18 protein-coding genes are annotated in these 20,836 nt (G+C 38.5%); 8 read left to right on the top strand and 10 right to left on the bottom strand.

Annotated elements, in window-relative coordinates; genetic code table 11:
- The 5 genes from idi to DES35_RS02665 form a co-directional block, all read right to left on the bottom strand.
- The gene (gene idi, locus DES35_RS02645) at positions 1 to 516 is read right to left on the bottom strand and encodes an isopentenyl-diphosphate Delta-isomerase (protein ID WP_037355780.1); all 516 of its coding nucleotides are present in this window, start codon (positions 514 to 516) and stop codon (positions 1 to 3) included.
- Between the two features lie 3 nt (positions 517 to 519).
- Entirely contained in the window at positions 520 to 1,356 is an 837-nt protein-coding gene (locus tag DES35_RS02650; protein WP_114365718.1) for a phytoene/squalene synthase family protein, read from the bottom strand.
- A gap of 20 nt (positions 1,357 to 1,376) precedes the next feature.
- Positions 1,377 to 2,855, bottom strand: coding sequence for a phytoene desaturase family protein (locus tag DES35_RS02655; protein WP_037355785.1), 1,479 nt, complete (start codon positions 2,853 to 2,855; stop codon positions 1,377 to 1,379).
- A gap of 24 nt (positions 2,856 to 2,879) precedes the next feature.
- A complete protein-coding gene (locus DES35_RS02660) occupies positions 2,880 to 3,383 on the bottom strand; it encodes an RNA polymerase sigma factor (RefSeq protein WP_037355786.1) in 504 nt (167 codons plus the stop codon).
- A gap of 434 nt (positions 3,384 to 3,817) precedes the next feature.
- Positions 3,818 to 4,726 carry a MerR family transcriptional regulator gene (locus DES35_RS02665; protein ID WP_084180059.1) on the bottom strand — a complete coding sequence of 303 codons (909 nt, stop codon included), beginning with the start codon at positions 4,724 to 4,726 and terminating at the stop codon, positions 3,818 to 3,820.
- A 424-nt stretch (positions 4,727 to 5,150) separates the two neighbouring features.
- Here DES35_RS02665 and DES35_RS02670 point away from each other — a divergent pair, with 424 nt between their 5' ends.
- Genes DES35_RS02670 through DES35_RS02700 form a run of 7 tightly spaced genes read left to right on the top strand, consistent with a single transcriptional unit; the run spans position 5,151 to position 13,659 of the window.
- Positions 5,151 to 6,653 carry a methyl-accepting chemotaxis protein gene (locus DES35_RS02670; protein ID WP_114365719.1) on the top strand — a complete coding sequence of 501 codons (1,503 nt, stop codon included), beginning with the start codon at positions 5,151 to 5,153 and terminating at the stop codon, positions 6,651 to 6,653.
- Positions 6,650 to 7,186, top strand: a complete 537-nt coding sequence (locus DES35_RS02675) for a chemotaxis protein CheW (protein ID WP_037355788.1) — start codon at positions 6,650 to 6,652, stop codon at positions 7,184 to 7,186. Before DES35_RS02670 ends, DES35_RS02675 begins: the two co-directional genes overlap by 4 nt.
- Positions 7,179 to 8,543, top strand: coding sequence for a CheR family methyltransferase (locus DES35_RS02680; RefSeq protein ID WP_114365720.1), 1,365 nt, complete (start codon positions 7,179 to 7,181; stop codon positions 8,541 to 8,543). The genes DES35_RS02675 and DES35_RS02680 overlap by 8 nt, the downstream gene beginning before the upstream one ends.
- Entirely contained in the window at positions 8,540 to 9,037 is a 498-nt protein-coding gene (locus tag DES35_RS02685; RefSeq protein ID WP_037355790.1) for a chemotaxis protein CheW, read from the top strand. The genes DES35_RS02680 and DES35_RS02685 overlap by 4 nt, the downstream gene beginning before the upstream one ends.
- A gap of 11 nt (positions 9,038 to 9,048) precedes the next feature.
- A complete protein-coding gene (locus DES35_RS02690; protein ID WP_125039361.1) occupies positions 9,049 to 11,292 on the top strand; it encodes a hybrid sensor histidine kinase/response regulator in 2,244 nt (747 codons plus the stop codon).
- Entirely contained in the window at positions 11,289 to 12,344 is a 1,056-nt protein-coding gene (gene cheB / locus DES35_RS02695) for a chemotaxis-specific protein-glutamate methyltransferase CheB (RefSeq protein ID WP_037355797.1), read from the top strand. Before DES35_RS02690 ends, cheB begins: the two co-directional genes overlap by 4 nt.
- Positions 12,345 to 12,354: 10 nt before the next feature.
- On the top strand, positions 12,355 to 13,659 hold the full coding sequence (locus DES35_RS02700; RefSeq protein ID WP_114365721.1) for an ATP-binding protein: 1,305 nt from the start codon (positions 12,355 to 12,357) through the stop codon (positions 13,657 to 13,659).
- Here the strand turns inward: DES35_RS02700 and DES35_RS02705 are convergent.
- Genes DES35_RS02705 through DES35_RS02720 form a run of 4 tightly spaced genes read right to left on the bottom strand, consistent with a single transcriptional unit; the run spans position 13,656 to position 19,423 of the window.
- The gene (locus DES35_RS02705; RefSeq protein ID WP_037355800.1) at positions 13,656 to 15,152 is read right to left on the bottom strand and encodes a hypothetical protein; all 1,497 of its coding nucleotides are present in this window, start codon (positions 15,150 to 15,152) and stop codon (positions 13,656 to 13,658) included. The two genes, DES35_RS02700 and DES35_RS02705, sit on opposite strands and share 4 nt — an antisense overlap.
- Positions 15,152 to 16,021 (bottom strand): peptide chain release factor N(5)-glutamine methyltransferase, encoded by an 870-nt coding sequence (gene prmC, locus DES35_RS02710; RefSeq protein ID WP_051889102.1) that lies wholly within the window; start codon positions 16,019 to 16,021, stop codon positions 15,152 to 15,154. Before prmC ends, DES35_RS02705 begins: the two co-directional genes overlap by 1 nt.
- Complete coding sequence (gene scpA / locus DES35_RS02715) at positions 16,005 to 18,140, bottom strand: methylmalonyl-CoA mutase (RefSeq protein ID WP_114365722.1); 2,136 nt, start codon at positions 18,138 to 18,140, stop codon at positions 16,005 to 16,007. The genes prmC and scpA overlap by 17 nt, the downstream gene beginning before the upstream one ends.
- Positions 18,137 to 19,423, bottom strand: coding sequence for a methylmalonyl-CoA mutase family protein (locus DES35_RS02720; RefSeq protein WP_037355808.1), 1,287 nt, complete (start codon positions 19,421 to 19,423; stop codon positions 18,137 to 18,139). Before DES35_RS02720 ends, scpA begins: the two co-directional genes overlap by 4 nt.
- 262 nt (positions 19,424 to 19,685) lie before the next feature.
- On the opposite strand from DES35_RS02720, the gene DES35_RS02725 reads away from it, so the two are divergent.
- Positions 19,686 to 20,336, top strand: coding sequence for a M15 family metallopeptidase (locus DES35_RS02725; RefSeq protein ID WP_170125676.1), 651 nt, complete (start codon positions 19,686 to 19,688; stop codon positions 20,334 to 20,336).
- Between the two features lie 61 nt (positions 20,337 to 20,397).
- On the opposite strand, the gene DES35_RS02730 is transcribed toward DES35_RS02725, so the two are convergent.
- Positions 20,398 to 20,646, bottom strand: a complete 249-nt coding sequence (locus DES35_RS02730) for a hypothetical protein (protein WP_211306527.1) — start codon at positions 20,644 to 20,646, stop codon at positions 20,398 to 20,400.
- Positions 20,647 to 20,836: the final 190 nt, after the last annotated feature.

Here is a 20,836-nt window from a genome sequence, read left to right on the forward strand (position 1 = left end):
TTAGCTTTTTACGTGGTTGTAAAATCGGTCAAAAACTATTTTAAACCACTCGGTATAGTTTTGAGGATTTCGAAACAGATCTTTCTTTACCTCATCGAGTGGCATCCACTTATAATCTGAAACCTCAACCGGGTTGATCCGAGGAGTTCCATTAAAATATCCGATAAAGACGTGATCGTATTCGTGCTCAGTCAATCCATCGGAAAATTCAGCGCGATAAACAAAATCAAGGGCTTTTTCCAATTCACAGTCGAAGCCCATTTCTTCCATCAGCCTTCGATGGGCAGCTTCCTGGAGGGTTTCGCCTTTACGCGGGTGGCTGCAGCAGGTGTTGGTCCATAAGCCTCCGCTGTGGTATTTGCTTTCAGCTCTACGCTGTAAGAGCAGCTCTTTGTTGTCGTTAAGAATAAAGATACTGAAGGCTCTGTGCAGTAGTCCTTTTCGGTGTGCTTCCATTTTCTCCATCAGTCCGAGCTCGCGGTCCTGAGCATCGACCAGGATAACTTGTTCGATCATAAGTTAAAGTAAATTAAGTGTATGTTTGATGTAGGATTTGAACAACAGTCTGATTTTTTTATTATTTGGGATCCGTATTCGCTTGTTAAGAATTTCGGTTGGTGGTAGGTTTTTTATGCGTTGAAAGAGCTGGTAGTAATACACATAGGCAATGTAAACGCCCAGTCTGCTAGACTTTGGAAGTCTTCTGATGCCTTCAAAACCAAGAGCAAAGTCAACTTCGATATCCTTTTCTATCTCTTGCTTGGTTTGATAGTCAAATTTTGTCATATCTACTCCGGGAAAGTAAACGCGCCCCAGTTGATAATAATCAGCATTCAGGTCTCTTAAGAAATTGATCTTTTGAAAAGCACTACCCAATTTCATGGCAAAATACTTTAGAGTATTGTATGCTTTTTCGTCGCCTTCGACAAAGACTTTCAGACACATTAATCCTACCACTTCTGCAGAACCGAGAATGTATCTTTCATAAGTCTTTCTGTCATAATCGATTTTTTGCAAATCCATTTCCATGCTGTGTAAAAATGCTTCAATGAGCTCTAAATCGATATTGTATTTATTGACCACCTCCTGAAAAGAATTGAGTACAGGATTCAGGCTGATGCCTGATTGAATGGCCTCATAGGTATCTTCTTTGAATTTTAACAACAATTTCGCTTTATCGTGTTCATGAAATGTATCAACAATTTCATCTGCCAGTCGCACAAATCCATAGATGGCGTAGATGGCATTGTGAAACTTTCGGTCGAGAAAGTAGATTCCCATCGAAAAAGATGTGGAATACTTCCTGGTTACTATTTTACTGGTCTTGTAAGAAATTTCATTGTATAAATTTTTCATAGCAGGGTGGTTTAGTATTGTTAAACGGGAGCTAAGCTCATATCCTTAACCACTTCATTAGCCACCACCCAACCGGATATAAGCGAAGGAGGAACACCGGGACCCGGAACGGTTAATTGTCCGGTGTAATACAAATTTTGCAGCTTTTTATTTTTCAGTGTTGGTTTCAAAATTGCAGTTTGCAGCAAAGTATTAGCCAGACCATATGCATTGCCCTTAAATGCGTGATAATCTTCCAGGAAGTCTTTCATGGCATAGGACCTTTTCACTACCACGTAAGGTCTTATTTCTTGGCCAATTCTGCTTTCCAGTCGCTCCATTACAAGATGATAGTATTTTTCTCTCATTTCATGACAATCATCGAGCCCTGGAGCAAGCGGAATCAATATGGTCAAATTTTCGCAACCTTCGGGAGCGGTATTTTCGGTTTTTGAAGTGAGAGAAATGTAAAACAACGGGTCCGTGGGCCACTTTGGAGTCCCATAAATCTCTTCGGCATGCAGTTTAAAATCTCTGTCAAAAAAGAGAGTGTGGTGGGGCAAACCTTCAATTTTTTTATTCACACCGAGGTAAAACAACAAGCTGCTAGGAGCCATTTTTCTGGATTCCCAATATTTTTTAGAGTAATTTCTAAATTCCGGGGGAAGGAGTTGTTGATCTACGTGATGATAATCCGCACCAGCTACGACCACGTCTGCAGAATAGATCTGGTCAGCAGTTTTTACTTCTGTAATCAATTTTCCGGAAAAGGTAAACCCTACAACTTCCTGATTGAAATGAAATTTTACCCCCTTTTCTTCTGCCAGAGAGACAAGGGCTTGAACGACCGAATACATTCCACCCTTGGGATACCAGGTACCTAACACAAGGTCGGCATAATTCATCAGTGAATACAAAGCCGGAGTTTTCCAGGCTCTCTCACCCAGAAAGAGCACGGGAAATTCGAGCAGTTGAATGATGTAGGGATCCGTGAAAAAACTTCTTATATGCTTGCTGATGTTGGTAAGTAGGTCCATTTTAAACAAACCAGTAAGGACTCGCCAATCAGCAAACTCGAAAATACTTCGGCCAGGTCTGTATACCAGGTCGTTGATACCTACTTCGTACTTGTAAGCAGCTTCTTTTAAAAACTGGTCCAGCCGGGCACCACTACCCGGCTCCCTTTGTTCCATCCAATTCTTTAATTGGGATAGGTCAGCGGGTACTTCTACTTCTTCGTCTTTAAAGAAGACTTTGTACGCCGGGTCAAGCCTGTACAAGTCGTAGTAATCACTTACTTTTTTACCGAATCTGTTAAAAAATGCTTCGAAAACATCTGGCATCCAATACCATGAGGGTCCCAGGTCAAAAGTGAACCCATCTTTTTTCCACTGACGTGCTCTCCCGCCAGGTTGATCATTTTTTTCTAAAATGGTAACGTCAAATCCCATGTGCGCCAATGAGATGGCGGCTGACAAACCAGCAAATCCGGTACCTATTACGACAGCGTTGTAGTTCATGTGACAGAAGAACCAGTTAATCTCTTATCTGTAATCTTTTAATCGTTCCATCATTTTTTTCCTGGCAAGAAAAATACGACTTTTTACGGTACCTAAAGGAATGTTCATGATTTCGGCGATTTCTTCATATTTATAGCCATTGTAGTACATCATAAAAGTTTCCAGGTACACTTTATCAATTTCTTCAATTCGTTTCATTAAATATTCCATATCCAAATTTTTATCAGAATACACTTCTTTATCTCCAGTACCTTGGCTAATAAAAAATTTATTGTCGGTGGTGTCGATGAAAGTATTTTGAAATTTCTTTTTTCGGTACTGGTTGATGAAAGTGTTTTTCATAATCGTGTAGAGCCAACCCTTGATATTTGTGCCTTCCTCGTATTTGTCTTTGTTTTTAATGGCTTTAAAAAATGTTTCCTGTATAAGGTCTTTGGCGTCGTCTATGTCTTTGGTCAGTTTCATGGCCAGCTGATGCAGAAAAGACTTGTGCGAAGTGATCAGATTGCTAAATTCTAAGGTTGACATGGCTCTTTGTGTTTAATTTTAGATGCAACAAAGTTAAACAAGAAAGTGAACTGTGCAAATTTTTGTCTAAAAAAATTGACTAATAATTAAACAAAATGTTTAAAATGTTGAAATTTAGCATAATAAACGGGTAAATATATTATAATAATAAATAAATTAGTTTCAAAAATCAGAAAAAATTATGCCAGTTGTCAAGTCATTCGGTGTAGTATTGAACCCAAAATGGACTTGGGCTACTATATATTGAATTGTAGAGTAATGGGCGATACTTTGAACGAAGCACTTAACTGTTGAGGTGTATTATTGACGGAATGCTTTGTAATTCAGTTTTTTTCTTTGTTTTTTTGGTTTCAACCTTGTCGATAGGGAGCCATCATTTAGTTAGCATGACCTTATAATTTCTCTTAAGGCTGTCACATGCTCGATTATTAAAGTCAGTCAAACGAATTGCATATAGCTTCTACTGAGACATGAAAGTGAAACCTTTCATTATTAAAAGATTCAATATCAATATTTTGAGTTTGATAACCGCTGAAATGAAACCAACAATCATTGTTTCCAAAGAGGTCGTCCAACTTTCTGATGTATTCCCTGATTTGTTCTGAAAATGGATTCGTTGTAAAAATGGAGATAAAAAGTCTCCTACCTGTCTTATCAAATATTTCCTTTAGATTTTCAGCCGGCACCGATTGACCAAGATACAATATTTTATATCCCTTTTTTTTCAGATTGTAATAAATGTACAATAAGCTAAGCTCATGAAGTTCACTTTCAGGTAAGTAAAGCACTATTGGCTCTGTATTGGGGCGGGGATTCACAATCATTTGATCTATGGCCGAAAAAAGCTTTTGCTTGATCAAATTTGATATAAAATGCTCGTGAGCTATAGAAATGGCATTGGTTTGCCATAAAATACCGATTTCATTGATAAACTTGCCCAAAATCTGATTGAAGGTAGTATCAGGCCCGAAATTAAAGATGCACTGACTTAACAATTTATCGAAATATTCTACATCAAAATCGATCATTGCCATTTTCAGCCCGTTTATTTGAGCCTCATATTCACCTTTGTATTTGGAATACTCGAGGACAAGCGATGCTATCTGTTCATCGCTCATCTTTGATATCTTGCTGATTTTTATTCCATTTTTAATCAGGACACTTATGTTCAGCAACTTTTTTAAATCATTGTCAAGGTAGTATCTGATGTTGGTATCCGTTCGCCGGGGACATATAAGATTGTACCTCTGTTCCCAAATACGAATCGTATGCGCTTTTATTCCTGTGAGTTGCTCCAGGTCTTTAATTGAATACTTATTGGTCATTAACTCTTCTACAATCATAGAAATCCGCAAAAGTAAAACTTGTTTAAGTATTTAATTGTTCTGTTAAACAGCAATCTATTGCCTTAATAATTTGAAGGCCAAGTATGAAAACCAATGGAATGGCGAAATGTTGAATTTACAAAGAATTTTTTGTATATCGATTACTCCGGATTTTTATCCACAACCAATGCCTTTTGAGTATCCTTGGTTCGTTTAACAAAATTCAGCCTTTCTTATTTTTTTTTCATTAACGGGGAATTTTCATTCAGCCGTATTACTTTCTATCGGTTTAATTCCAAACTGGTTGAGATCAGAATTGCATACGGGTTCAAATTGAAGTCTTGTACAATGCATGAATTTCCGATTTTCTCAAAAATTCTTTAATTAAATTCATACTCATAGTAAAATTGCAAAAAAATAAACCAGAAAAGCAATAAATAAAATGGCAACTCAAACAAATAACGATAGACAAACCAACAGCCGAAAGATCAACAAGAGTTTTAATTACATCATTGTTTCAGTGGCTCTTATGTTGATGATAATTATTTCCGGAATTTTTGCCATGAAGTCTATCGCAGACCAGTTGCAACAAAGTTACAAAGCAACCAATTCTTTAAAGTCTCTGATGCTGATGGCTAAAAATTGGGAATCATGGTTAACACAGTCGATGAAAGTTTCAGACGGTCTATCAGGTGTAGATGTCGTATTGGATTCCGTAATCAGCAGTAAAAATGAAGTAGAAATGCATTTAAAATTATTGTCAGTATTTACAGGGAAATCGGATATAAAAGATACAGAGTTATTTAGAGAAGGTTTTAAAGGTTTTTTGGAGTTAAGTGAAGAAATAAGAAAAACAAGACCAATGGAAGCTTCTTCAGAAGAGCTTTTGGGCAATGGCTTTGGTCGATTATACGCATTTTTAAACCAAATTGAAAAAAGTGGTTCTGTAGTAAAAATTCAATTGGATCTGAACGTAAAAAGATTGAGTAAAATGACAGATTTTGTGCTGAATGGCAGTTTGGTTTCTCTCCTGATTCTCGGCATAGGTCAGATCCTATTGGTGGTGGTAATGAGCAATAGAATCAAGAACCTTTTTAAAAGCATAATTAATCAAATCAAAGACGGTGTATCCGTCATCAACGCAGCTTCAGCTGAAGTACAAACTACCGCAGCAGAGGTGTCGACCAGTGTAGCTGAAACAGCCACCTCTATCGCCGAAACAACCACTACAATCGAGGAAATCAGACAGACGGCTCTCTCCGCTAATGATAAAGCCCAGAATTTAATACATCGCTCAGAACAGGCAATGAGCCTGGCTGAACGGGGAATTCAATCCTCTAAGGAAATGTTTGAAACAATCCACGATCTGACTGAGCAAATGAAGGAAGTAGTAAAAGCAGTAAACAATCTTGCAGAACAAAATAAGTACATAGGTGAGATCACTACAACTGTTTCTGAGATAGCAGACCAAACCAATTTGTTGGCTGTAAACGCTGCCATCGAAGCGGCTAGAGCCGGAGAGCACGGCAAAGGTTTTAGTGTGGTAGCACAGGAAATAAGAAATTTATCCGAGCAATCAAAAAAATCTACGATACAAGTAAGACAAATATTAGATGAAATATACAAGGCAGTAGAAAATATTGTAGAACAAATTCAGCTCAGCATCCAAAAGGTAAAAAACAGTCGCGAACAGGTATCAGAAAATCAAAAAATTGTAGAAACATTGGCTGAAGATGTGGAGAAAACCCTCAACACATCCATGCATATATCCTCTTCCAGCAGCCAGCAATTGGCAGGTCTGGAACAAATTGTCCCAGCTATGCAAAATATCCGACAGGCAAGTGACCAGAACTTGATTGGCATTCGTCAAACACAAAAGGCAATAGAAGATGTAAATGAATTGGGTAAAAAATTGCACGATATAATGGAAAAACTTGAACTGTGATTAAAAAAGATAACATAGATAAACCCACAGGATATTATCTATTTTATACATTAGGTGGACATGGCTTTTGTGCTCCTATTGAATGTGTAGAAGTGGTACTTGGTGCTGCCACACCTACCGCAATGCCTGTTCGAGAAAAAGGTTTTTTAGGTGTGTTGCAAGTACATGAACAATTGATCCCAGTATTTTCAGGGTTTGAATTACTCGGTTTAAGCCCGATTCCATTAGATCCTTCACAACGAATTATTGTTTTTAATGGTTCGAAAACGGTTTTCAGTGACTCCGAAAATATACAGAATGTCGGACTTTTGGTTGAAGATATAATTGGCGTAGCGTCTGTTGAATCTTATAAACACTATCGATTGAATTTTCCTGCATCCGATACCGAAGAGTATGTTAGTATGTTCATCGATGAACAAAATCAAAAATACATACACCTTCCCTTGGCAAAATACTTTGAAAAAATAAGCTTACAGAAAGACATTTATGAATTAATCAACAATGCTGAAAGAACTATTTTAAAGAATGAATGAATCTCTTAACAGGCTTGCAGAGAGTATTTTATCAGTGATGGGAATTTACATCGCTAATGACCGATTCGAACATTTAGAAAAAGTCATCGCACAGGCATCAAAAGAACTGGGCCTAGACAATGATGTACAAACGTGGATATCAGGCCTTAGTGGAAAAGAAAGTGATCTATATGTAAAAACTTTAGCAAAGTATCTTACCATTGGAGAAACATACTTTTTTAGGGAAGAAGAGACAATGCAATTTATTCGGGAAATAATAGTTGAAGAAGTTCAAAACAGAATAAAAACCAAAACAAATCTTCCCTATAAAATTTGGTGTGCAGCATGCAGCACGGGAGAAGAACCTTATTCGATTGCTGTAATTTTGCACTCTGCAATCAAAGAACTCACAAATGATAAAGTCAAAATATTAGGTACCGACATTAATCCGTCCGAGATTGAATCAGCCAAGAGGGGAATATACAGGGAATGGTCTTTCCGGACCACTACTGATGACATTAAAAATCAATATTTTATCAGATTAGGAAAAGAATATGCAGTCAACGACGAAATAAAATCATTTGTAACTTTTAATTATCACAACCTTAAATCAGACACCTTTCCTTGTCAGAATATCTTTTTTTCAGGAAAAGAATATTTTGATTTGATTATATGCAGAAATGTATTTATTTATTTTGATAAAATAACAATTGCTTCGACAGTACAAAAACTCAGTGAATGTCTTGCAGATACAGGTTGGTTTATTACCAGTCAAACAGAATTGAATGAGGAGTACTTAAAATATTTCAAAAAACTAAATTTCAAAAAGTCATACTTTTATAAAAAGTGTACACTTCCATTTTCGGATATAAGCAAAAGTTTGGTTCTTAAAAGTGATGAAAATAGATTTAATACCTTAAAAATTTCCAAAAGCTCTCATGTATCAGATGATATAATTTCTATAAAAAGACCAAGTGATTGGAAAAAGAACAGATTGTACTCAAGGTCAAATTCTGATCATTTTAATGATACAGAAATGACAGAAAATCAAAATTTACAAATATCTACCGCTCGTGTAGATTATACAATAATGAAACAGGATTTGTATCTGGATGCACTAAAATATGGTGAAAAGGGAGACCTGGAAAAAAAGGAGAAAACTTTGGAAGAAATACTGCTTCATCAACCTGAACATTTTCTTGCCAGATATGAATATGTGAATTGTCTTTTAAAGAAAAATAAGGTCTCTGAGGCAAGAAGTCAACTTGAAATTCTGTTTGAAAAATTAGACAAACTTTCAGACAATTTACAAATCGATGAATGGATAACCGTAGGCTCACTTAAATTTTTATGCAATGATTTAATTACTAAATTATGACTGGATTAAAAGAAAAAATATTAGATGAAAGAGCAAAAAGACTTAAAAATATTCAAGAAAAAGATTTTGTACAATCTGGTGACTATTATTTAGTATTTATCATTAATCCAGATGTTTTTGCCATTCATGTGAGCCATTTATTAGAGGTTGGTAAATATCAGGAACTCTTTCACGTACCCTTACTTCCAGATTATATTCCTGGAGTAATTTTTCGGTCTGGAAAAATTATTCCAGTGATCAATATTAAAACGTATTTTGAATTGAGAACACCTGGTCTGACATCGTCCGATCACGTAATATTTCTGGAAGCTGATGGATTAATTTTTGGACTGTTGGCTGATAGGATAAAGGGATTGTTTACATTTTCGGATGAGGAATTGTTTATGAACCGTGAATTGAGCTTGCCAAAAGAAATTAAAGGATATTTTCAGAATGATATAGCGTTGCTTAGTATAGAAAATATTGCGATGAAATTACGTGATATATCGTTTTAAAGTTGAACACAATGGACTTTTTAGAATCTTTAAAAGCTGACTTTATCGCAGAAGCAGAAGAGTATCTGTCCATAATGCAAAGTGAACTTTTACGGCTTGAGGAATTAGATGGCTCCGGAAACTGGTATGATGAACTTGAAGAAGTCTATCGGACTACGCACAGTTTGAAAGGGGCAGCTAGGTCAGTAAATCTTCCATTGATTGAACAATTGTGTATCACACTTGAAGAACTGTGGAAAAGGGCAAGAAATGGTGATCTGACCTTAGAAAGAAAAATTTTTGATGTGGCAAATGAAACATTAGATGTTTTGAATCAACTACTGCACGATGTACGAAACAATACTGTCACGATCTCTGTTTCAGGTGTGGAACAAATGAGAAAAAAAATTGAAAAATTCTTTATAGATACATCAAAACATACAGGTCTTTTAGACACCTTGAATTCCGAACACTTCTTGAATACTTCTGACAAGTTATTGGACATTCATGATAAAGAGAATGATGAAAATTCAATAATCGAAATACAAAATAATGAAACGAGTACAATAAAAGCCAATATCACAAATAAAAAGGGCCAGAATGAAACTACGAAAGAATTCATCAGATTGGCATTTGAAAAAATCAACAACCTATTGATTGAAACTGAAGAATTAGTATCTTTTGAAAATCAATTAAATTTCATTCAAAATGAAGTAAATGATTTGTACACAGAAGGGTGGAAATATTTTAAGAATGAAGTAAATCCTAATATACAACATAAAACATATATTTCTGAATTTTTAAATCGTTTGAATGCAGTAAATAGAAGTTTACATCAATTAAAACATTCATTTGCGATTCATACAAACACTATATTGGAGCATTCACATGAAATGATCATGTTTCCAATAGCTCAGGTGTTTGAAATTTTACCTAGAATGGTACGTGACATATCCAAATCCCGGGGAAAAAAAGTGAAACTTACATTAATTGACAATCAGGTAGAGATTGACAAACGAATAGTGGAAGGATTAAAAGACCCTTTGATACACCTGGTTAGAAATTGTATAGACCATGGAATTGAAAGTCCTCAAACTCGTAAAATACAAGGAAAACCGGAAGAAGGAAACATTACAATATCAGCATCCATAAATTCAGAAGGAAGACTTGTATTAGATATTGAAGACGACGGGAGTGGTATCAACATTCATAAGATAAGAGAAAAATCACTTCAGAGGAATGTAGTATCAAGTGAACAGATAAAAAAGATGTCGGATGAAGAAATTGTACATCTTATATTCACAAGTGGACTTAGTACAAGTGAAGAAATAAACGACATTTCCGGACATGGACTAGGAATGACTATCGTAGCGGATCAAATTGAAAAGCTTGGTGGTACAATATCCATAGCTACTCAACAGTCTAAAGGAACCAAATTTACAATACTATTACCTAGAGTTTTGTCCTTTTTCCGTGGTATTTTGGTCAATGAAGGAGAAATATGGATACTGATTCCCGTTCAATTTGTAACGAAAGTATTCTCCATTCCTATATCCAAAATAAAACACATCTCTTCATCGACTTATATTGATATGGAAGGCGTGAAAATACCATTGGTTAAACTATCAGATGTAACCCGAATAAATAGAAATTCAGTTCTTGGTCTTAAAGATACTACTATTCAAGTAATAATTTTACAGCAAAGCAATAAAATGATTGCTTTGCATATACAAAAAATTATTGGATTTGAGGTTGGAATTATCAGGTCATTTGATAATTTTTTACTTAAACATCCATTGTTTTCTGGAGCAGTAGTTCTAAGTTCTGGGAAACTTGCGTTTGTAGTAAAAGTAGATGCAATTTTTAATCATTCTTTTCAAACAAATTCAATGGATGTATCTGATGTTAAAAAACATATTTTAGTGGTTGACGATTCACTCACGGTGAGAAATATACTACGAAACTATCTGGAGGCATCTGGATTTGATGTATCTACTGCAGAAAATGGAATTCTGGCTTTGAGTAAGTTAAGAGAAGTTAGATTTGATGCTGTAATAACCGATATTGAAATGCCGGCTATGAATGGACTTGAGCTTATAAAAAGAATTCGACAGGAGGAGAAATGGAAATATTTGCCGGTAGTGATAGTTTCAACTCTTGACCGTGAAATCGATCAGCAAAAAGGTTTTAAAGCAGGTGCTAATGCCTATATTACCAAAGGAAGTTTTGAGAAAGGCAAATTGTTGGAAATACTTAATACTTTGATTTCTAAATGAAACATGATAAAATAAGGATATTGCTTGCAGATGACAGCTTAGTTACCAGAAAACTGTACAGGCATTTCCTGGAAGCTGATGGTGATTTTGATGTTGTCGGTGAAGCAGTCAATGGTGAAGAAGCTGTAAATATGGCCGAATTACTCAATCCGGATGTGATCAGTATGGATATCGAAATGCCAAAGATGAATGGAATAGAGGCTACAAAAAAGATAATGGAATCCTTTGCTAAACCTGTAGTAATAGTCAGTTCGTTATATCAGCCTGGAAACGTCCAATTATCTATGGAATGTCTAGCCGCCGGTGCAGTTGCCATAATTCCAAAGCCTCCTGGTCCTGGTCATCCTGAATATCAAAAGCTGTCTCTGCAATATACCCGTACTCTGAAAACCATGGCGGAGGTTAAAGTAGTCCGGAGAAAACAAACAATATCGATGCAATCTATCCGGACGCAACCACAACAAAATACTACAGTAACAAAATCTGTAAATCCGTATGAAATTCTTGTAATTGGTGCTTCGGCTGGCGGACCAGGTTCACTAAAAAAAATTTTATCTGAATTATCTCAAAAAATAACAATCCCTATAGCCATTGTGCAACATATTGATAATAATTTTGCAGAAGGATTTGCTCAATGGATTAGTACATTTTCTAAGCTTCCTGTTGAAAAAGTGAGAGGCGATATGCCACTTTTACCCGGGCGAGTCTATTTAAGCGTTCTTCCTAAACATTTGGTCATAAAATCTAAAAACAAAATAGGACTTTGTAACGGAATATCTGAAAGTGAAATAATACCTTCAGTGGATAAGTTGTTTACTTCAGCCAACAAAATTTTCGGTGCAAATACAATAGCTGTTTTACTCTCAGGTATGGGGTGGGATGGCGCATTTGCCTTAAAACAACTCAAAGAAGTAGGGGCATATACAATAATTCAGGATGAATCTTCTTGTTTGGTATTTGGAATGCCTGGTGAAGCCGCAAAACTCAATGCACATATAGATTCAATACCCCCGGAGCAAATAGCATGGAAAATAAATAGTTTATTGTTATAATACAAAGGATATGTCATTGCATTTAATACAACCCTTAGATTACATTTTAATAGCTGAAGATTCGGTGGTGCAGGCAAAAAAACTGCAAAAACTGCTCGAGGATTACAAGCTAAATTCATTAGTTTGTAAAAATGGAAAAGAAGCTTTGGAACAAGCCGAGAAAAAGAAACCAATTCTCATTATTTCGGATGTAGTCATGCCAGTGATGGATGGGTATACACTGTGCAAGAATATAAAATCAAATGCCAGCCTCAGAGATACACCATTTATGATACTCACATCGCTAAGTGATCCATTGGATATCATTAAAGGATTGCAGGCCGGTGCTGATAATTTTCTGACAAAACCCTATGAAGAAAAATATCTATTATCCAGAATCAATTACCTTCTGACCAATAAAATGATTCGGGACACGAGCAATGTAGATGTAAATATGGAAATCGTGTTTCAGAATCAAAAATTTATTATCAACTCCGACAAAAAGCAAATACTTGACTTATTGCTTTCTGTATATGAGGCAGCTATGGTTCGCAATAGTCAACTGCAGGTGGCTCAGAGACAGTTACAAATTCTAAACGAAGAGCTGAAGCAAGCCAACTCAGAGCTTGAGTCATTTGCTCATGCCGTATCTCACGATTTAAAAACTCCGTTGACAGGTATTCAGGGTATTTATGAGCTGTTTGTTGAAGAATATGGCAATACTTTGGACGAAAAAGCCATGGAATACCTGCATTGGATTAAGGTGGCCACAAACAATATGTCTGATTTGATTAAAGACTTGCTTAATTTTTCCAAATCATCCCGGGCAAATCTGTATCCTGAGGAGGTACACCTTTCTCAAATGGCCGAGCAGGTTATAAAAGAACTTCGCATGACGAATTTCAAAGCCAATTATCAGATACACATACAGCCGGATATCAAGGTGTATGCCGATCCTTCCATGATGAGAATTGTGCTGACAAATCTGCTGAGTAATGCTTTAAAATACAGCCAAAAAGTGGATAATCCCACAATCTATTTTGGAAAAACTTCCTACCACGGACGTGAAATCCTCTATGTAAAGGATAATGGTGCCGGTTTTAGTATGGAAAAGGCAACACAGCTTTTCAAACCCTTTACCAGGCTTCACAGTGAGTCTGAATTCCAGGGTACAGGTATAGGGCTTAGCACTGTAAAGCGCATTATTGACCGACACAATGGTGAAATATGGTGTGAATCTGAGCCAGGCAAGGGTGCTGTATTTTATTTCACATTAAATCTGGATCCAGCCCATCAAAGTGATAGTGAAACTACCGGAGAAACTCCTGTAAACTAATGCTGCATTCGTATTGATTGCTTTGGTGCGGGCCTGGAATATCTGGATGAAGTTTTTACAGTGCTTTGATACCTGATTTCGGCAGGAAGAACTATGCTTTGAAGGGTATGGGCATCTTTATAGGCTTTTTGAAAGGATTTGTCCATGCATTTTAAAGCCAATGTCAGTGTCTGTATGTTCACTTCCTGAGGTCGTCGGATAGCAGAGTTGGTTACAGTGTTGATTTCCATGTGTTCCCGGCCAAAGAAAAGTATAATTGGACCTTCTATATAGTTGTTTATCAGAGCGATACGGTTTGTGTTGTTTTCTACTACAGAAAATCCATGTCTGGTAATATGGTTTTTGAAGAACACATTGTTTGGGCCTGAGGCTCCGTGTGAATTATCTGCAATGGCCATCCATGCGCGATTACCTTCGAAAAGATTGGCATAAGGATAATTTCCATGCAGTACCATATCGCCGGTCAGGGTGTTTTCGATTTCAATTCCAAATACTCCGGTTGTTTGTCGTGGATGAGTTGATAGGTTGAAAGCGAATACATTTCCATTTGCACCTGCTTGTAAAATCATGGAATGCCTCAGGTGTTCAAAGATGTTGTCCATCACCAGAGTGTTGACGGTACCCAGGTGAAGCATCACACCATAGGCTCTGCCTCCACTTCCATATCCATGTGAAAGAGAAAAGTAGTTTCCAGCAATGGTGATATGCGCGCTATTTCTGGCTTCAACATGGGCATAGTTGGTGTAGAAGCTTTCGACTTCGCTGACCTTGCAGTTGATGGCGTAATTGAAGAAAATGTTAGATGCTTGATCTGTAGTTTTATCGAGCCTGATGATTGTAAAACTCTCCAAAAAAACATTTTCAGCAGGCTGAATGATGGTGATGTAATGATTGGTACCCGGTGCACTGCTATCTCTTACCACATCGTGCAGGAAAAGGGTTGTGCCTTTTGTTTTTTCAATTTTGAACAGTTGTCCGGTGGTGGATTGACACCAGTTGTTGTGACAAAGGTGCTCGTCATCCCTTATCCATCGAATCCATTGTGCGGATTCAAGTAGAGGCTCCTTGAGCTCTATCAAGCGGTGACCCCTGTCAGGTGGACGGATTTCGGTTCTTTTCTGTTTGATCTGTCCTTGTACCGCTAGGCCATGGCGGGAGCCGTTATTTTGTATATACATAATTGTTTTTCCCGGACCTCTTCCCTTAATCATCACATTAGAGGGAATATTCAGCGTGCCATTCAAGAGATATCTGCCTTCTTCGAGCAATACGATACCAGGTTTCCCATTTAGTTGTGCAAACGCTTGTAGAAAGAGTTCATTTACAGGCGTGGTTGTATCCGGCAATGGGTGTATTCGAAGTACTTTCTGTGGTTTGAAGCTGTCTGACAGCAGACCTGCATTACTCCAGTCGCTCAGATAACTGCTGGGTGTAAATTGAGCACTTACACCGTAAAAAAGTAAGACCTGAAAAAATAATGCAAATTGTTTCATCAAGATGGGTACTGTGCGAATAAAAACCTGATTTTGCCGGATATATCCTTTTTAAATTCAACAGTATAATGCGCAGAGGCTATTTTCAAAAGTTCCTCCACGTATTGAGGATTGATTTCAAGTGCAATGAGCCCTCCGGGATTTAGATAATCAATGGCTGATTGAAGAATTTTTCGATAAAACAGAAGAGGGTCACTTTCAGGAGCAAACAAAGCCAGGTGGGGCTCGTACATATACACATTTATCGGCATTGCTGAAGCTTCAACTGGCGAAACATAGGGTGGATTGGATATTACCAGGTCGGCAGATTGAGGGGGTACAAAAGTTTGCCTCAACAGATCAATTCTGTGAAATTGGATTTCCCCCACATGCATTGCTGCATTTTCGATGGCGACTTGTAAAGCTTCAATGGACACGTCTGTGGCTAGCACTTTGGCTTCAGGAAATGCTTTTTTGAGAGCAATGGCCAAACAACCGCTACCGGTACAATGATCGATAATGAATTTAGGTTTGATTCCCTTTTTGTTTCGGTCGGCTTTTACCAATTCGTAAAGTTCTTCAGTTTCGGGACGGGGGATAAGTACAGAAGGATTAACTTTAAGCCAGAGGCCTGCAAATAGCTGCTTGCCGGTAATATATTGATAAGGTTCACCAGTGGAGAGCCTTTGGACCACAGATGTGATTTTGTCCCACCGTTCGTCTGATATTACTTCGCTTGGTTTTGGAAGCTGAAGGTCCAGAAAGTCTTCCAGAATATAGTTTATCAAAGTATAAGCCTCACTCAATTCGTAGAGGTCTTTGAGCTTTTCCAATGCAATGGCACGGAAGTCAGCTACTTTTTTGGTTACGGTGTTATGATTTGGCACCATCCAGCATGAGTTGCAGAATTTCGGTAGCCGCTTCGGCGAGATTGGTACCCGGACCAAATACTCCTGCCACTCCGCAGTCGAACAGGAAGTCGTAGTCTTGTCTTGGTATAACACCGCCTGCTATAACAAGGATATCGCTCCGCCCGAGTTTTTTTAGTTCGCTGATTACTTCCGGTACCAGAGTCTTGTGACCGGCTGCCAGGCTCGATATTCCCAGGATGTGAACATCGTTTTCGACAGCTTGCTGTGCGACTTCTTGTGGTGTTTGAAACAATGGCCCCACGTCTACATCAAAACCAAGATCTGCAAACGAAGTAGCAACTACTTTAGCACCCCGGTCGTGTCCGTCCTGGCCGGTTTTGGCCACCATAATGCGGGGTCTGCGGCCATACACTTCGATGAAAGTATCCACGAGTTTGCGAGCATTGGCAAATTTTTCGTTATTTTTCATTTGTTGAGCATACACTCCTGAAATCGTTTTTATTTGCGCCTGATACCTTCCAAAGACTTTTTCCATAGCTTCAGAAATCTCTCCCAGAGTTGCTCTCACCCGGGCTGCTTCCACAGCAGCTTCCAGGAGGTTTCCCTGTCTGGCACCGGATGCAATTTCCGATATGTTTTGTAAGGTTGTTTCTACTGCAGCCTGATCCCTATTTCTTTTTACCTCCTGAATACGGGCTACCTGCCTTTCTCTTACAGCGCGATTGTCAACTTCAAGTATTTCTATGGGAGTTTCTTTTTCGGCGGGAAATATGTTGACGCCTATAATCCATTCCTGACCGCTTTCGACCAAAGCCTGTCTTTTGGCGGCTGCCTCCTCAATTTTGAGTTTGGGAAGACCGGTTTCCAGTGCTTTGGCCATACCTCCAAGTTCATCGATTTCTCTTATGTGTTCTATAGCTTTGTAAAGGAGCTGATGAGTTAAATACTCCACGTGGTAAGAACCCGCCCATGGGTCCACTGTACTACAGATACCGCTTTCGTATTGAAGATAGAGTTGTGTATTTCTCGCAATTCTCGCTGAAAAGTCAGTTGGAAGTGCGATGGCTTCATCGAGTGAATTGGTATGTAGACTTTGAGTTCCACCAAAGGCTGCAGCAAGTGCTTCGATGGCTGTGCGCGTCACATTGTTAAAAGGGTCTTGCTCGGTGAGGCTATATCCTGACGTCTGGCAGTGAGTCCTGAGGGCCATGGATTTGGGGTTTTTGGGGTTGAATTCCCTCACGATAGAAGCCCATAAAACCCTGCCAGCCCTCATCTTGGCAATTTCCATAAAGAAATTCATTCCGATAGCCCAAAAAAAACTGAGCCTTGGAGCAAAGTCGTCGATGTCAAGACCGGCTTTAAGGCCTGTTTTCAAATATTCAATTCCATCGGCTAGGGTGTAGGCGAGTTCCAGGTCGGCCGTGGCACCGGCTTCGTGCATGTGATATCCTGAAATGGAAATGCTGTTGAATTTTGGCATGTGCAGCGCGGTATATTTAAAAATATCTCCGATGATGCGCATAGATGGCTCAGGTGGATAGATGTATGTATTGCGTACCATAAATTCCTTGAGGATATCGTTTTGAATGGTACCCGACAGCTGGTTGGGCCGTACACCTTGCTCTTCAGCTGCTACTATAAAAAATGCCAGCACCGGAATCACCGCCCCATTCATGGTCATGCTGACCGACATCTGGTCGAGAGGAATTCCATCGAAGAGGATTTTCATATCTTCAACCGTATCGATGGCGACACCAGCTTTGCCCACGTCGCCCACCACTCGTGGGTGGTCGCTGTCGTAGCCTCTGTGCGTAGCAAGGTCAAAAGCGACTGAAAGCCCCTTCTGACCAGCAGCCAGGTTACGACGGTAAAAAGCATTCGACTCCTCTGCTGTGGAAAAACCAGCATATTGTCTGATGGTCCAGGGTCGAAGGACATACATGCTTGCATATGGTCCTCTCAGATAGGGTGGGGCACCGGCTCCATATCCAAGATGTTTGGCTGAAGCCAAAATATCTGCCTCAATATTGTATGGTATTTCGATGCCTTCAGGGCTGAGCCATTTGTCCTTGTAGGTGTGAACAACTTTCGACCTGATTTGGAGAATATCCTCTTTGGTGAGCTGGATTTTCATAAAAATTCATTTTGTATCACAAAAGGCGCAAAAGGGGAACCTTCTTTCGAATCAATTTTAATAGACTTCAACGTTTCATCTTTGGGTTGAAATTTTGTAACTCCGATGAGAATTCTGTTTCCCTTGATAAACTCATCGGTTAATTTCTTCCTGTAGGAATTGACGCTGTTTGTCAAATCCAATGATCCGATGAAATCAAAAACTGAAGGATATTTATTGATCTTCTCTAAGTGGTCAAGTGCTGCATCAATAAGCCCGTCGGTCATAGTTTCAAAGGCATAACTTCCTGCCAATGGATCGCGGTATCGGTTGAGTTTCGACTCGTGTATCGCAATCAATGCCTGATTTCTCGCTAACCTAAGAGCATCTGCATTGTGGGCATCTCCGGTTTTATAAGGCAAGACTGTGATCCCATCAGCTCCGCTTACAATGGCCGATATTACTTTAATGCTGTTTTTGATTAAATTGGTATGATGGTCAATGGAAATCAGATCCGATCTGCCGGTGCGGGTATGGATATAAACGGATTCTACATCTGCACCTGTTTTGGCCTTCCATGAAAGGTGAAGCAACCGCAAGGCTCTATTAAGCACAAAGTCCTGATAAACGAGGCCATTGCAGCAGGTAAGATATCCTATTTTTTTTAGCAAAGTTGGTTTTACTGAATAAATTTCATGTAACATTCCCATACCTAAAGCCAGCGCCTGACCGGGAGGTACTCCGGCTTCCAGAGGTTCTGCCAGGTCAATCAAAAAGCCACTGTGGATTTCGTTTAAGTCAAGAAGAATTTCCCGGAATAATTCAGCATTTGTAGTCCATGGCAAAACCACTTTGACCTTATCAGCCGAATTTTCAAGTCTAGTTAGCGAAAGAAATGCTTCAAGATTTCGATATCCGGCCGAAAAATCTCCTCTGAAATCGAAGACCGATGTAATGTATTCCATTCCAACTTCCCTCAAAGCAGTTTCCCAATTCAGTTGATGGTACACATTTACATATAAACCTGTGGCACCTGAAATAAGGGATTTCAGAATCTCGGAATTTATTTTTTCTGCAGGAAAATTCCCGAAATCTATCCAATCTGCCACTACAGGTTCACTATAGGTACGGACAATATCCGAACTGGTGACCTTGGCAGATTCATGCGAATAATAGGGTCTTATAACAAAGTGATTGTCCACTTCTTTAATAAATTCATCTATGGACTTACCACCAGACTCTTTCAGCCACAATTCAAGCCATTGTGACTCAGTTTGCTGGTCAAAAAGCAGATTGAAATTCATTTGGACAGACTAACGAACGGCTAAATTACGATGGATATGCCATGAAAGAGAAAGGGAGTAGGCCATTTCATATGTTCCTATTCCTCTTACTGGATTTTGATTAGGACCTGGATTGCAATTTGCATCCGAATGTTTTTTATATTAACAATCAATCCTGAAAAATTAGACTTCAATATTGTTTTGGTAGATTTGAAGAGTCGCTTAATTTGATGCGTAGTCTTTTCTTCGTCTTATGAAATACTTTTTCTTTTGTTTTTTAGGTATGCATACAGCCTTTGCCCAGTTTACCAAAGAAGAGTTAACAGGAAAATTCAATCCGGAAAGTCATAAAGATTTTCAACGTATTAATGTGGAATATGCAAGTCACGGCAATCATTTTTTAAGAAGAGAAGTTGCAGAAGCTTTTTACCGGATGGCCGAGGCAGCACGCAAGGATGGTGTGAAGCTGATTATTGTATCTTCAACACGCAATTACTACCGGCAAAAGACCATCTGGGAAAATAAATACAGCAATTTATCCGGTACTCCCTTCGACCGGGCGACCAGGATTCTTCAATATTCCAGCATGCCCGGCACATCGCGCCATCATTGGGGTACTGATTTTGACCTAAACTCTGTCGATCCAGAATACTTCAACACACCCACCGGACAAAGGGTCTATACCTGGCTGCAAAATAACGCATGGAAATATGGTTTTTTCCAGCCATATTCAGCTGTGAATCAAACCCGCGATTCAGGTTATATGGAAGAGAAATGGCATTGGTCGTACAAGCCCTTGGCAGATTTATTTTTATGGGCATATCGGATGATGGTCTCGTATGAGGACATCACAGGATTTCAGGGAGCAGAAGTGGCTCCAATTATAAAAGTAATTGATAGCCATGTGTTGAGTATTTTACCGGATTTTCGATAGATACTGCTGCCGTGATATGTACATTTTTCGATAAAAATACAAGTAGTTTTATTTTGTCCTTCTAGAGTATATTCAGATCACTATATTCAGCTGAAAGTCTTACTGGCAGGAGGATCATCAGGAACTCGCCCAACTGATTTTTCAACCATACTCCGAGTTCGTACACAAGATGAACAAAAAGGAAGTTGATACGTGTGCCAAAAGCAATCAAATTGTCACCTTGCTCTTGATGTGCCGGAGAGGCATTGGATACATACTGCATTACAACTATTTTGGGTTTAAAATGTTGTGTTAATTGGGACCAATACATTTTTAAAGTTACTGCAATATACTCCGTTTTTTGTGTCTATTTGTATATAGTTTAAATACATTTTTTTATTTAAAAAAATAAATGTATCGATTACATATCATCGTATCCTCAAAAACAGTAGTAGATAATCCGAAGCACATTCAATGATATTAGCAAATCAATTTTAAGGGTTTGTATTTTGACATTGTGA

It is taken from the genome of Schleiferia thermophila, assembly GCF_003337435.1.
Taxonomy (GTDB): domain Bacteria; phylum Bacteroidota; class Bacteroidia; order Flavobacteriales; family Schleiferiaceae; genus Schleiferia; species Schleiferia thermophila.